We start from the raw sequence: 13832 nt of genomic DNA on the forward strand, positions 1-13832 counted from the left end.
AACAATCGCTAAGATGAGGATTAAAATCTGTAAAATCCAAGCGAACCGAACCCCTCCGGTGAGGCTTGACGCGCGGCCGATTTGATCGCGGCCCCCGTGCTTGCGGCGGCAGAATGCGCTAACTAGGAGGCGAATCGCGTCTCCCCAGATCCCGCAGGCGGCATCGCCGTCCCGTCCTTGCCCCATCGGAGAGATCGGAATGAGCCTGTCCATCGCCCAGCGCCTGCACCGCCTGGACGCCCGCATCGCCGAGATCCTGTGCTGGCGCGAGCGCGCGAACGAGCCGATCGGGGAATGGCGCTGCGACGGCCGTCCATTGTCGCTCGGCGACCCCTGGCCGCACCGGGAAGGCGTTCTCGCCTTCTCCGCCGTGGCCGAGGTTCCGGCCGCCTGGCCGCTGGATGAGACCAGGCTTCATCTTGATGTCGGTGGCGAAAGCCTGCTGACGCTGCATGAGGACGACGCCGGATCGACCCGCTTCGGCCTCGATGTGAATCACCGCGAATTCCCGCTGCGCGGCCGCCGGATCCGGATCGAGACCGAAAGCGTGCCGCGCCTGCCCTTCGGCCAGCCGGTGTTTCACCCCCGCCTGGCCGAGGCCCGGCTGGTCTGGATCGACCCGGCGGTGCACCGCCTGGCGCTGCTGCTGCGCCAGGTGTGGGAAACGGCGCTGGCGCTGGAGGAGCACGAGGCGGTGCCGCATCTGCTTTCGGCGGCCGAGGCGGCGTTGCGGGCGCTCGACTGGCCATCGGCCACCGGCGCCTATCTCGCCCGCACCGCACCCTTGCCGCAGCAGCAGGCGATCTGGCGCCTGCCGCCGCTCGACCCGCAGCCGCCGGCGCTGGGCGAGGCAGAGCGGGCCTCGTGCGTCGCGGCCCATGACGGGCTGGTGGCGGCGCTGCGCGGGCTGAAGGAGCGCTTCCCGCCGCAGGGTCGCCTGGCGATCACCGGCCACGCCCATATCGACCTGGCCTGGCTGTGGCCCTATGCCGAGACAAGGCGCAAGGCCCGCCGCACCTTCAACACCGCGCTGCGGCTGATGGAGCAATTCCCCGGCTTCGTCTTCAACCAGTCGACAGCGGCCTATTACGCCCAGGTCGAGGCCGACGACCCGGATCTCTTCGCCCAGGTCCGCGGGCGGGCGGCGGAAGGGCGGTGGGAGACGATCGGCGGGCTGTGGGTCGAACCCGACACCAACATGCCGACCGGCGAGAGCCTGGTGCGCCAGGCGCTGTACGGCCAGCGCTATTTCGAGCGCAGCTTCGGCCGGCGCCATACCGTCTGCTGGCTGCCCGACTGCTTCGGCTTCTCGCCCGCACTGCCGCAGATCCTGCGCCAGGGCGGCATGGACAGCTTCTTCACCATCAAGGTGAACTGGTCGGAGACCAACCGCTTCCCCTACGACCTGTTCCAGTGGGAAGGCCTCGACGGCAGCCGGGTCCTGGCCCACACCTTCGACAACCCGATCCAGGGCTACAACGGCACCATCCGGGCCGATTGCGTGCTGCCGACCTGGCGCAACTTCCGGGGCAAGACGGCGCATGACGAAAGTCTGCTCGCGGTCGGCTTCGGCGATGGCGGCGGCGGGGTGACGCCGGAGATGCTGGAGCGCCAGGAGCAACTGGCCGATTTCCCGGCGCTGCCGGAGCTGCGCCCGGCCCGGGTGGAGGAATTCTTCGGCCGCATCCGTGAGCGCGCGGCGGAGCTGCCGGTCTGGCTGGGCGAGATCTACCTCGAGCTGCACCGCGGCACCCTGACCAGCCAAGGCCGCACCAAGCGCCTGAACCGCCAGGCCGAGCGGGCGCTGATCACGGCCGAGGTCGCCGGCAGCCTGGCGACGCTGCTCGGCGGCCCCACCTTCGGCAGCCAGGAGCCGGCCTGGCGCGGCCTGCTGAAGAACCAGTTCCACGACATCCTGCCCGGATCGAGCATCCGCGAGGTCTATGAGGATGCGGAGCGCGAGCTGGCGGCGGCGCGCGACGCGGGGCTGGATCGGCAGGCCGAGGCGATGGCGGCGATCGCCGCGGCCCTGCCAGCAGGCGGTACCGAAGACGCGCTGGTGGTGGTGAACCCCGACCTGTCGCCACGCCCGCTACGGCTGGAGCTGGACGGCCAGGCCATAGCACCCGACCTGACCGTGCCGCCGCTCGGCATCGTCGTGCTCGACCGGGCGGCGCTGGCCCCGGCGCCGGGTCTGTCGGCGGGGTGGTCGACCGCGGGCAGCCATCTCGAAAACCGGTTCTTGCGGGCCGAGATCGGCGCCGACGGCACCATCACCCGCCTCCTGCACAAGCCGACCGGCCGCGACGCGCTGGCCGGGCGCGGCAACCAGCTCTGGCTCTATGCGGCCGACAAGCCGCGCAGCTGGGACGCCTGGGACATCGAGGCCGATTACGACCGGCAGGGCTTCGAGCTGACCGGGCTGGAATCATCGGAGCTGGTCGAGGACGGGCCGGACCGGGCGGCGCTGCGGCTGGTCCGCCGCTACCGCGACTCCACTGTCACCCAGACCCTGACGCTGTGGGCCAACTCCCCGCGGCTCGACATCCACACCCGGCTCGACTGGCACGACCGGCGGGTGCTGCTGCGCGCGCTGGTGCCGGTGGCGGTGCGGGCGGAGACGGCGAGCTTCGAATGCGCCTTCGGCGTGGTGCGCCGGCCGACCCATCGCAACACCTCCTGGGACCAGGCCAGGTTCGAGGTGCCGGGCCACCGCTTCGCCGACCTGTCGGAGCCGGGCTTCGGCGTCGCCCTGCTGAATGACGGGAAGTACGGCCACAGCGCGCTCGGCAATGTGCTTGGCCTCAGCCTGGTGCGGGCGCCGATCTACCCCGACCCGCTGGCCGATGAGGGCGTGCAGGAGTTCACCTATGCGATCCTGCCGCATGCGGGCGACTGGCACGAGGGCGGGGTGCGCGAGGCGGCGGAGGATCTGAACCAGAAGCTGCTGGCACTGCCGGCGCGCAACCTCGCCGCCGGGCTGCGCACGCCGCTGATGGTCTCTGGCATCAAGGCCGGGCTCGCTGCGCTGAAGCCGGCGGAGGAGGGCGACGGGCTCGTGCTGCGCCTCTACGAGCCGGCCGGGGCGCGCGGACCGCTGTCGATCACCGTGCCGGAGGGCTGGCGCCTGGGCGAGGCGGTGTCGCTGCTGGAGGAACGCGCGGAGCGGGACCGGGCCCACGACCTGGAGCCGTTCGAACTGCGCAGCTGGCTACTGCGGCCGGGGCGCTGAAGAAAGAGCGCCCGGCCCGGGTCATGTCCTTGGGGGAGGCCGGGCCGGGCACGGCGCCGGCTGCTGACGGGCGGCGCGACCATGATCCGGCCACGGCCGGCCGCGCCTGTCCACTTACGGATCGGCAAGGCGGCTCAGCGCCGCTCCTTCACCTTCTCCGCCGAACGCCGGTCCTCGCCCGCACCGGCGGTGCCGGGGTTGAAGGATGGCGGGTCGCTCGCATCCATGCTCTCGGCCGAAGCTTCGTCGACTTTGCGGCTGGCGGTCTTCTTGTCCTTCGGCTGCTCGTCGATGGGCTTGCGGGGCGTCGTCATGCTGGCCTCCACGCTGTGCCTTAACGAAACGGCAGCAGCGGCACCGTGGTTCCGCGCTCGACGGCCGTAAAATAGGGGGGGCGGCAACCCTGGCTGGCCGGCTCGCTTCGGTTCAAGCTGATCTCCAGGTGCCCCGTCGATCACGGCGCCCGGCCCGGTCCGGAGCTTCCCCCACCACGCTTCGGGCCGGGCTCTCTTCTCCCGGGCCCTCAGGCCGCATCGGCGATCGGGTACTTGCTCTCGAGATAGGCGAGGTACGGGCCGGGATCGAGGCTGCGCCCGGTGGCGGCCTGCAGGATCTCCTCCGGCGTGCGCGACCGGCCGTGGCGGTGGACCGCCTGGTTCAGCCACAGCCGCAGCGGCGCATAGTCGCCGGCCTCCAGCCCAGCCGCCACAGCCGGGTCCCGCTCCGCCGCCGCGAACAGCTGCGACGCCATGACGTTGCCCAGCGTGTAGGTCGGGAAGGACCCGACATAGCCGGTCGACCAGTGCACGTCCTGCAGCACGCCGCTTGCATCGTCCGGCACCTCGAGGCCGAGATCGGCCCGCATCCGCTCGGCCCAGGCGGCCGGCAGGTCGGCGACGGCGAGGTCGCCGGCGATCACCGCCGCCTCCAGCTCGACCCGCAGCATGATGTGCAAATCGTAGGTCAGCTCGTCCGCCTCGACCCGGATCAGCCCGGGCCGGATCAGGTTGACGGCGCGCCAGAACTCCGTGGCCGAGACATCGGCCAGCTGTTCCGGGAAGGCGTCGCGCAGCAGGCCGAAATTCAGCTCCCAGAAGCGCCGCGACCGGCCGACCCGGTTCTCCAGCAGCCGCGACTGCGACTCGTGCATCCCGAAGCTGGCGCCGCCGACGGCGTAGAGGTTGACGATGTCGGTCGCCAGCGCCGACCGGCCGATCTCCGGATCGATGCCCTGCTCGTACATCCCATGCCCGGCCTCGTGCAGCGCCGCGAACAGCCCGGCCGGCAGGTAATTCGGGCGATAGCGCGCGGTGATGCGGACATCGTCGCGGGTGAAGGAGATCTCGAACGGGTGCACCGTCTCGTCCAGCCGGCCATGGCCGTAGTCGAAGCCGACCCGCTCGGTCAGCACCCGCGCAAAGGCCTTCTGCCGATCCACCGGATAGTCGCGGTCCAGGAAGTCGCGCCGCGGCGGCGGCCGGTCCAGCACCCGCTGCATCAGCGGCACCAGCCGGTCCCGCAGCGTGGCGAAGAGCGGGCGCAGCCGGGCCAGGGTCATGCCCGGCTCGTATTGCGCCACCAGCGCGTCATAGGGATGGTCGGACCAGCCCAGCGCGTCGGCGATCCGGCGCTGCAGGGCGAAGCTGCGCTCGAGATACGGCCGGAAGGCCGGGAAGTCCGAGCGCGCCCGCGCCGCGGCCCAGGCCGCCTGCGCCTCGGTCTTCAGCAGCGCCGCCTCGTGCAGCAGCGGCTCGGGGATGCGGTCCAGCGCGGCGACGCCCTCCTGCATCGCGGCCACGGCGCGGCGGCGCCGGCTGTCCCCGGGTTCGCCGGCCACCTCGTCGCGGGCGGCCGCGAGGGCGTCGCGCATGGCCGGGCCGGTCGCGATCTGCCGGGCCAGCGCCGTCAGCGTGGCGATCTGCCGGCCGCGCGCCGCGGTGCCGCCGGCCGGCATCTGGGTGCGGGCGTCCCAGACCAGCAGGTTGACGGCGTTCAGCACGTCGTTCAGCCGGCCGGATTCCTCGGCGAAGCGGTCATAGCCCATGGACGGCTTCCTTGTGCGGCAGCGGCGCGGCGGCGGGCGCCCGGTCCAGCAGGTGGCAGGCGGCGCTGCCGGTCTCGGTCGGGCGCGGCAGCGGTGCCTCCATCCGGCAGCGGTCGAAGGCGTGCGGGCAGCGCGGATGGAACGGGCAGCCGGTGGGCATGTCGACCGGGCTGGGCAGCTCCCCGCGCGCCGCCGGGACACGGTGGCGCCGGGCGGGGTCGAGATCGGGGGCCGCAGCCAGCAGCGCCTGGGTGTAGGGGTGCTGCGGCGCCGCGAACAGCGCTTCGGTCTCTCCGGTCTCGACGATGCCGCCGAGATACATCACCGCCACCCGGTGCGACAGGTGCCGGACCAGGCGAAGATCATGCGCCACGAACAGCACGGTCAGGCCCAGCCGCTGCTGCAGCTCCAGCAGCAGGTTCACCACCTGGGCCTGGACCGAGACGTCGAGGGCGGAGACCAGCTCGTCGGCGATCAGGCATTCCGGTTCCACCGACAGCGCCCGGGCGATGCCGATGCGCTGGCGCTGGCCGCCGGAGAATTCATGCGGGTAGCGGTCGGCGGCCTCGCGCGGCAGCCGCACCAGGTCCAAAAGCTCGGCGATGCGGGCCGGGATCCGCGCTTTCGGGCGCATGCGGTGGACCGACAGCGCCTCGGCCAGGGTCTGGCGCACCGTCATGCGCGGGTTCAGCGATCCACGCGGGTCCTGGAACACCATCTGCACCCGGCGATTGAAGGCGCGGCGCGCCGCCCCCTCCAGGCTCCGGATGTCGACGCCGTCATAGCGCAGGGTGCCCTCGTCCGGCTCGATCAGCCGGACGATGCAGCGGGCCAGGGTCGACTTGCCGCTGCCGGATTCGCCGACGATGCCCAGCGTCTCGCCGCGCTTGACCGACAGGTCGATGCCGTTCAGGGCGTGCACGGCGGGGTGGGGGCGGCGGCGCAGCGCATCGGCCACCGTGCGCTCCAGCCGGAAGCGCTTGGTCAGCCCGGCGATCTCCAGGATCGGCGCGCTCATGCGGCATCCCTGGCGGCGGCGACGCGCGCGCTCTCGAAGCAGGCCACGGCGGCGTCCGGACCCACGGGCTGCAGCGCCGGCCGCTCGGCCCGGCAGCGCGGTGTGGCGAAGGCGCAGCGCGGGGCGAAGGCGCAGCCGGGCGGCCGCTCGGTCAGGGGCGGCGGCGCGCCCTCGATCGACCGCAGCGGCAGCCGCGGCCCGCCGCCGCGCGGCACCGAATTCAGCAGGCCGAGCGTGTAGGCATGGCGCGGCCGGTCGAAGACGGCGGCGACCGGCCCGGTCTCCACCACCCGGCCGGCATACATCACCGCCATGCGGTCGCAGCTCTGCGCCACCACGCCGAGATCGTGGGTCACCAGGATCACGCTCATGCCAAGGCGGTCGCGCAGCTGCAGCAGCAGGGTCAGGATCTGGTCCTGGATGGTGACGTCCAGCGCCGTGGTCGGCTCGTCCGCCAGCAGCAGCTTCGGCTCGGACGCCAGCGCGATCGCGATCATCGCCCGCTGTCGCATGCCGCCGGAGAACTGGTGCGGATAGTCGTCGAGCCGCCGGGCGGCGGCCGGGATGCCGACGAGGTCCAACAGCTCGCGCCCCCGGTCGCGCCGCGCCCGGCGGCCGAGATCGGTGTGCGTCCGCAGGCTCTCGTCGATCTGCAGCCCGATCGGCAGCACCGGGTTCAGCGCCGTCATCGGCTCCTGGAAGATCATGGCGATCTCGCCGCCGCGGACCCGGCGTAGCGCCGCCTCCGGCAGCGCCATCAGGTCGCGTCCCTGCCACAGCACCTGGCCGCCGACCCGGCCGGGCGGCCGCACCAGCCCCAGCACAGCGCGCAGCGTGACGCTCTTGCCCGAGCCGGATTCGCCGACCAGCCCCAGCACCTCGCCGGCGCGCAGGTCCAGGTCGACGCCGGCCACTGCCGCGGCCTCGGCCCCGCCGGCCGGGCCCCCACTGACTGGGAACGTCGCGGTCAGGCCGCGGATCGACAGGACCGTCTCGCTCATGATTCGGGCCGCAGCAGGTCGGCGACGCCGTCGCCCAGAAGGCTTAAGCCGAAGCCGGTGACGACGATGGCGATGCCGGGGAAGATGGTGATCCACCAGGCCTGCGACATGAAGTTCTTGCCGTCGGCGATCAGCAGTCCCCATTCCGCCGTCGGCGGCTGGGCGCCGAGGCCGAGATAGCCCAGGCTGGCGCCGAGCAGGATCGCCAGCGCCATGTCGGTCATCCAGTACACCAGCACCGGCGCGACGGTGTTGGGTAGCAGATGGCGCAGGATGATGCGGGCGTCGCCATACCCCATCACCCGGCCGGCGTCGGCATAGTCCAGCCGGTTCTGCACCTTGATCTCGGCGGCGATCAGCCGGGCGTAGAACACCCAGCCGACGGCGCTGACCGCGATGTACATATTGAACAGCCCGGGCCCCAGCACGGCGACGATGGCGATCACCAGCACCAGGAAGGGAAAGGTGATGACCACGTCAACGATGCGGCCGAAGATCGGCTCCCAGATCCCGCCGTGATAGCCGACCAGCGCACCGACCGCAGTGCCGAACACCACCGGGAACAGGGTGGCGAACAGCGCGATCTGCATGTCGACGCGATAGGCCCAGATCACCCGGCTGAGGATATCGCGGCCGAAATTGTCGGTGCCGAAAGGATGGGCCCAGCTCGGCGGCTGCAGCAGGGCGCGGTAGTCGAAGGCGGCCGGGTCGTAGGGCGCCACGAGGCTCGGCGCGATGGCCAGGACCAGGCTGGCGCCGAGGATGACGAGGCCGGCGACCAGGGCGGCGGAGGGGCGCCGCCGGGTGCGGGCCGGGGCGAGGCCGACCGCGGTCACGCCTTCACCCGCGGGTCGAGCGCGGCCTGCACCAGGTCGGTCGCCAGAAACACCAGCGACACCAGCACCGCCATCGCCAGGGTCAGCCCCTGCACCACGGGATAGTCGCGGCCATAGATGCTGTCGATCATCAGCCGGCCGGCGCCGGGGATGGCGAACACCGTCTCGGTGATCACGGCGCCGCCGATCAGTGTGCCGACCGACAGGCCGAACAGGGTGACGGTCGAGATCAGGGCGTTGCGCAGCACGTGCCGGCCCAGCACCAGCCGCGGTGCCAGGCCCTTGGACCGGGCGAAGTCGACATATTCGGCGCCCAGCACCTCGATGATCGAGGGCGCGCAGGTTGCGCATCAGCACGGCGGACAGGCTCAGCGCCAGGGTCAGGGCCGGCAGGAACAGGTGCCAGGCGCGGTCGGCCCAGTCGTCTCCATAGCCGCCGACCGGGAACCAGCGCAGCCCGGCAGCGAACACGGTCAGCAGCACCAGGCCGAGATAGAAGATCGGCATCGACAGCCCGATCTGGAAGGCGCCGCGGATCGCGGTGTCGGCCGCCCGCCCGCGCCGCATCGCCGCGACGAAGGCCAGCGGCACCGCCATCAGCAGGGCCAGAAGGGCGGCGAAGCCGGTCAGCGCCAGGGTCACCGGCATCTTCTCCAGGATCAGGCGCATCACCGGCACCTTGAGATGGATCGAGATGCCGAGATCGCCCTGGACGATGCGCTGCAGGAACAGCAGGAACTGCGCCGGGATCGACCGGTCGAGGCCGAGCTGGGCATTCAGCCGCGCCACGTCGGCATCGGTGGCGCGGTCGCCCAGCATGGCGCTGGTCGGGTCGCCCGGCAGCAGCCGGACCAGCACGAAGATCACCACCAGGACGAAGAACAGCGTCGGGACCAGCTGGATCAGCCGCTTGGCCACGTGGTTCAGGTTCACCGGCGCGCCCCTTGCTTCGGCGGAATCCGACCGCTCCGGCCGGCCGTTGCCTTCCACTCTCCCCCTACCCCCGCGGGAGGGGGAAGGGGGAGGGGGTGTCGAACGAAGAGAGGCGGCGTAAACTCAACCGGGCGGGGTCGGGTCGCCTCAATCACCCAGCATTGGCCATGGCCGCGCCACACCCCTCCCCCTGCCCCCTCCCGCAAGGGGAGGGGGAGGTTGAAAGGACTGGCGTAGCGTTCCTGGTCTCGACCGCGATGCATCCGTATCACTTCGTCAGATACGCCCCGGCGAAGATGTTGTTGCCGAGCGGGATCTGGACGAAGCCCTGCACGTTCTTGCGCAGCGCCACCGGATAGGGCGTCTCGTACAGGTACAGGATCGGGCCGGACTCGGCGTAGATCTTCTGGATCTGGGCGTATTGCTCGGCCCGCTTCTTGGCGTCGCTCTCCTTCTGCGAGGCCTCGAACAGCTTATCCATCTCGTCGTTCTTCCAGCCTGAATGCAGGGCGTCGATCACCGGCGAATAGGCGAAGTAGGAGGTGATCTGGCTGGGGTCGTTGATGTCGTTGGTCCAGGCCGACATCCGCATCGAGAAATCGCCCTTGCGGTAGCGGTCGGTCAGGGTGGCGTTGTCGACCTGCTCGATCTCCAGCTTCACCCCGATCGCGGCCCACATCTGCTGCACCGCGGCACCGATGCCGAGCTGGTCCTGGTTGCCCGGCAGCGCCATCACCTTGGTGCTGAAGCCGTCGCCGAAGCCGGCCTCCTGCAGCAGCTGCTTGGCCTTGGCGGCGTCATACGGGTACAGCGGCGCGTCGCCGGAATGGTACAGCGTGGTCGACGCCATGAACGAGGTCTGCGGCGTGCCGACGCCATGGGTGACGATCTGGATGATCGCATCCTTGTCGACGGCGTAGTTCAGCGCCTGTCGCACCTTCTCGTTCGCCAGCGGGTTGTCGCTGCCGTCGGTCAGCTTGGGTCGGACATTCATGGTCACGAACTGCACCCGGGTCGACGGGTACAGCTGCATCTGCAGGTCGGCATCGCCCTTCAGCTCGGCGACCCGCGCATAGGGGATGAACTCGGCGCCCTCCAGCTCGCCCGACTGCAGCTTCAGGATGCGGGTGGCGTCGTCCGGGATGATCTCGAATTCGACCGCGTCGAGATAGGGCAGGGGCTTGCCGTCCTCGCCCGGCTTCCAGTAGTGGGGATTGCGCACCAGCCGCATCGACGACCCGCGCTCCCACTTGTCGAACATGAACGGGCCGGAGCCGACCGGGTGCTCGGCGAAGGCATGCGCCTTCTCGTCGTCGGTGGCGCCCGGCGTCGCCTCGAAGGCCGCCTTCGGCATGATCGCGGTGTTGAAGGTCGACAGCGCGGCGATGATCGTCGGGTCGGGGTGCTGCAGCTTCAGCACCACGGTCGTCGGATCCTGCACCGTCACGCCGCCGATCGAGGCGACCAGGCTGTTCCAGATGCCGTTCTTCGGGTTGCGCGCCCGGTCCAGCGACCATTTCACATCCTCGGCCGTGATCGGCTTGCCATCCGAGAACTTGGTGCCCTCGCGCAGGGTCAGGGTGACCGACAGGCCGTCGTCGGAGACCTTCCAGGCGGTGGCCAGGCCGGGCTCCACCGAGGCCCCGTCGGCCGAGGGCTGCAGCAGCGTGTCGTACAGATTGGTCAAGATCCAGATGTCGACATTGGCGTCGTTCAGCACCGGGTCCAGGAACAGGCTGTCGGCGTAGCGCCCGTACCGCATCTCGCCGCCGCGCTCGACCGCCAGCGCCGCCGCGCTCGTCCCGGCGAGCAAAACCGCCGCCACGGCTGCCTTGAGCAGCATCCTCATCGCGACCTCCACTGTTGTTTGAAGCCCCTCCCGGGTCGCCATGTGTTCTGGCGTATTAGTACGCTACCGCCAGGGCGGTGACAGAGTCAATCAGCGTCGAATGCGCCTGATACGGAAACAAACGCAATAACTTGGACGCAATTCGGAAACCACGTTGCCGTCGCTTGAATGAGTGTGCTAGTGGACTGATACAGGAGAATCCTGCCCCATGAAGCTGCAGATCGACCGTGAGCTGCCGGTGCCCCTCGGGCTCCAGGTCAAGGGCCTGATCGAATACGGCATCGCCTGCGGCGAGCTGAGCCCGGGCGAGCGGCTGCCCTCGGTGCGCGAGCTGGCGGATTCGCTGGCGGTGGCGCCGATGACGGTGGCCCTGGTCTATCGCGGCCTGCGCGAGGCCGGGCTGATCGAGACCCGGCGCGGCCGCGGCAGCTTCGTCGCGGAGAGTGGGGAGCCGCGGCAGCGGCCGCGCACCGAGATCGCCGAGATCCAGCGTCGGCTCGACCACCTGATCGACGACGCCATGGCGATCGGGCTGACCCCGGCCGACCTGACCGGCATGGTCCAGTCGCGGCTGGCGCGGCGCCGGCCGCGGCGGCCGGCCCGCACCGTGGTCATGCTCGGTCTGTTCCGCGACGCCACCCGTGCCTATGCCGCGGCGATCCAGTCCCGGCTGCCGTCCGGCACCGACGTGCAGCCGTTGACCATGGACGAGCTGCGCAGCGACGAATCGGCGCGGCGCCGGGCGGCGGAGGCCGAGCTGGTGGTGACCTTCCCCAACCGCCAGCGCGAGGCCGCGGCGCTGCTGCCGGACAGCCGGGTGATGGCGATCCGCTTCATTCCGTCGGAGGAGACGCGCCGGGCCCTGGCCGGGCTGGACCCGCTGGTCCGGCTGGGCATCGCCTCGCGCTTCGCCGATTTCCTGCCGATCATGAAATCCGGGGTGCAGCGCTTCGCCCCGCATGTCCGCCAGGTCGCCGGCGCCGCGCTGGGCACGCCGGCGCTCGACACCGTGATCGACCAGTCCGACGTCATGGTGCTGTCGACCGGCGCCGAGAGCGTGCTGCCCCGGCTGCGCCCCGGGGTCAGGGCGATCGAGTACCGGCACAGCCCGGACCCGGTCGATGTCGACCAGCAGATCGTCCCGCTGCTCTCGCCGCACGACGAGGGCGCCGTGGAACCGCAGGAGGCTTTGTCGTGAAGATCAGCGAGATGAACTGGAGCCAGGTCGAGGCCTGGCTGCAACGCGACGACCGCGCCGTGCTGCCGCTGGGCAGCACCGAGCAGCATGCCGGCTTGAGCCTGTCGGTCGACAGCATCCTCAGCGAGCGGGTCGGGGCCGAGGCGGCGGAGCCGCTGGGCGTGCCTGTGTTCCCGGTCGTGGCCTACGGCATCACCCCGTATTTCCTGGCCTATCCCGGTACGGTCAGCCTGCGGGTCGAGACCTATGCCAGGCTGGTGCAGGACATCCTGGACAGCCTGCACCGCGCCGGCTTCCGCCGCATCCTGATCGTCAACGGCCATGGCGGCAACCAGCCGGCCCAGTCGGTGGCGACCGAATGGATGACCGACCATCCGGGCGCCGCGGTGAAGTTCCACAACTGGTGGAACGCGCCGGAGACCTTTGCCAAGGTGCAGGCCATCGATACCCAGGCCTCCCACGCCTCCTGGATGGAGAACTTCCCCTGGACCCGGCTGGCCGGGGTCGACCAGCCGACCCAGCGCAAGCCGATGATCGATTTCGCCCGGATGCGGGTGATGGACCCCGAGGCGGTGCGGCGCTATCTCGGCGACGGCAATTTCGGCGGCTACTACCAGCGCGCGGATGAGGAGATGCAGGCGATCTGGGACGTGGCGGTGGCCGAGACCCGGGCCCTGCTCGAAGGACCCTGGGCATGAGAGACGCCTCGCCGATCCTGATCTGGGGTGCCGGCGCCATCGGCGGCACGGTCGGTGCCGCCCTGCTGCGCGCCGGGGTGGATGTGCTGTTCGTCGACCAGGTGGCCGAGCATGTCGCGGCGATCAACGACCGCGGCCTGCGCATCACCGGCCCCATCGACGAATACACGGTACCGGCCCGCGCGGTGACGCCGGACGCGGTCATGGGCGAATTCGATCGCATCTTCCTCTGCGTCAAGGCGCATCACACCGAAGCCGCGATCGCGGCCGCGGCGCCGCATCTGGCCCGCTGCGGCTATGTCGCCTCGCTGCAGAACGGGCTGAACGAGCGGGTGATCGCGGCCCGGATCGACAAGGCCCGCACCCTCGGCTGCTTCGTCAATTTCGGCGCCGACTACCTCGAGCCCGGCGTGATCCTCTATGGCGGCCGCGGCGCGGTGGTGGCCGGCGAGCTGGACGGCCAGCGCACGCCGCGGATCGAGCAGCTGCACAGCCTGCTGCGCCGGTTCGAGCCGCAGGCGGTGCTGACCGACAACATCTGGGGCTATCTCTGGGGCAAGCTGATCTACGGCGCGCTCTTGTTCGCCACGGCGGTGACGCCGGACTCGATCGCCGACGTTCTGGCGGCGCCGCGCTACCGGCCGGTGCTGACCCGGCTGGGGCTGGAGGTCGGCGCCGTCGCCGCGGCGGAGGGCATCCGGCCGGAGGCGTTCGACGGCTTCGACCCCTCGGCGTTTCGCCCCGGCGCGCCAGCGGAGGCGACCACCCGGTCCTTCGACGACATGGTGGCGCACAACCGAAAATCGGCGAAAAGCCATTCCGGCATCTGGCGCGACCTGGCGGTGCGCCGCCGGCCGACCGAGGTCGACGCCCAGCTCGGCCCGATCGTGGAGATCGGGGCGCAGCACGGCATGCCGACTCCGATCACGGCGCGGCTGATCGCGCTGGTGCACGACATCGAGGCCGGGCGGCGCGAGATGGCGCTGGCCCTGCTGGACGAACTCGAGACCGTTTCCGCCTGAG

General features: G+C 70.8%; 10 protein-coding genes. 4 read left to right on the top strand and 6 right to left on the bottom strand.

The features are described 5' to 3' along the window. Positions 1–199 precede the first annotated feature (199 nt). Positions 200–3232, top strand: coding sequence for an alpha-mannosidase (locus QFZ27_RS11645; protein ID WP_429226532.1), 3033 nt, complete (start codon positions 200–202; stop codon positions 3230–3232). A gap of 134 nt (positions 3233–3366) precedes the next feature. Here QFZ27_RS11645 and QFZ27_RS11650 read toward each other — a convergent pair whose 3' ends face one another. From QFZ27_RS11650 to QFZ27_RS11675, 6 genes are all read right to left on the bottom strand, one after another. After that, a complete protein-coding gene (locus QFZ27_RS11650) occupies positions 3367–3546 on the bottom strand; it encodes a hypothetical protein (RefSeq protein ID WP_429226533.1) in 180 nt (59 codons plus the stop codon). Between the two features lie 209 nt (positions 3547–3755). Then, complete coding sequence (locus QFZ27_RS11655) at positions 3756–5276, bottom strand: carboxypeptidase M32 (RefSeq protein ID WP_429226534.1); 1521 nt, start codon at positions 5274–5276, stop codon at positions 3756–3758. Further along, positions 5266–6294: an ABC transporter ATP-binding protein gene (locus tag QFZ27_RS11660; protein ID WP_429226535.1), complete on the bottom strand. Its 1029-nt coding sequence runs from the start codon at positions 6292–6294 to the stop codon at positions 5266–5268. Before QFZ27_RS11660 ends, QFZ27_RS11655 begins: the two co-directional genes overlap by 11 nt. Next, positions 6291–7295 carry an ABC transporter ATP-binding protein gene (locus tag QFZ27_RS11665; RefSeq protein ID WP_429226536.1) on the bottom strand — a complete coding sequence of 335 codons (1005 nt, stop codon included), beginning with the start codon at positions 7293–7295 and terminating at the stop codon, positions 6291–6293. Before QFZ27_RS11665 ends, QFZ27_RS11660 begins: the two co-directional genes overlap by 4 nt. After that, positions 7292–9064, bottom strand: a complete 1773-nt coding sequence (locus tag QFZ27_RS11670) for an ABC transporter permease subunit (protein ID WP_429226537.1) — start codon at positions 9062–9064, stop codon at positions 7292–7294. The genes QFZ27_RS11665 and QFZ27_RS11670 overlap by 4 nt, the downstream gene beginning before the upstream one ends. A 268-nt stretch (positions 9065–9332) precedes the next feature. Beyond that, a complete protein-coding gene (locus QFZ27_RS11675; RefSeq protein ID WP_429226539.1) occupies positions 9333–10913 on the bottom strand; it encodes an ABC transporter substrate-binding protein in 1581 nt (526 codons plus the stop codon). Positions 10914–11121: 208 nt separating this feature from the next. Between QFZ27_RS11675 and QFZ27_RS11680 the strand changes: the two genes are divergently transcribed. Genes QFZ27_RS11680 through QFZ27_RS11690 form a run of 3 tightly spaced genes read left to right on the top strand, consistent with a single transcriptional unit; the run spans position 11122 to position 13831 of the window. Continuing rightward, positions 11122–12111 carry a GntR family transcriptional regulator gene (locus QFZ27_RS11680; protein WP_429226540.1) on the top strand — a complete coding sequence of 330 codons (990 nt, stop codon included), beginning with the start codon at positions 11122–11124 and terminating at the stop codon, positions 12109–12111. Next, positions 12108–12809 (top strand): creatininase family protein, encoded by a 702-nt coding sequence (locus tag QFZ27_RS11685; RefSeq protein WP_429226542.1) that lies wholly within the window; start codon positions 12108–12110, stop codon positions 12807–12809. The genes QFZ27_RS11680 and QFZ27_RS11685 overlap by 4 nt, the downstream gene beginning before the upstream one ends. Beyond that, positions 12806–13831 carry a ketopantoate reductase family protein gene (locus QFZ27_RS11690; protein ID WP_429226544.1) on the top strand — a complete coding sequence of 342 codons (1026 nt, stop codon included), beginning with the start codon at positions 12806–12808 and terminating at the stop codon, positions 13829–13831. Before QFZ27_RS11685 ends, QFZ27_RS11690 begins: the two co-directional genes overlap by 4 nt. Position 13832 lies beyond the last annotated feature (1 nt).

The organism is Inquilinus ginsengisoli (genome assembly GCF_050434925.1).
Lineage (GTDB): Bacteria > Pseudomonadota > Alphaproteobacteria > DSM-16000 > Inquilinaceae > Inquilinus > Inquilinus ginsengisoli_B.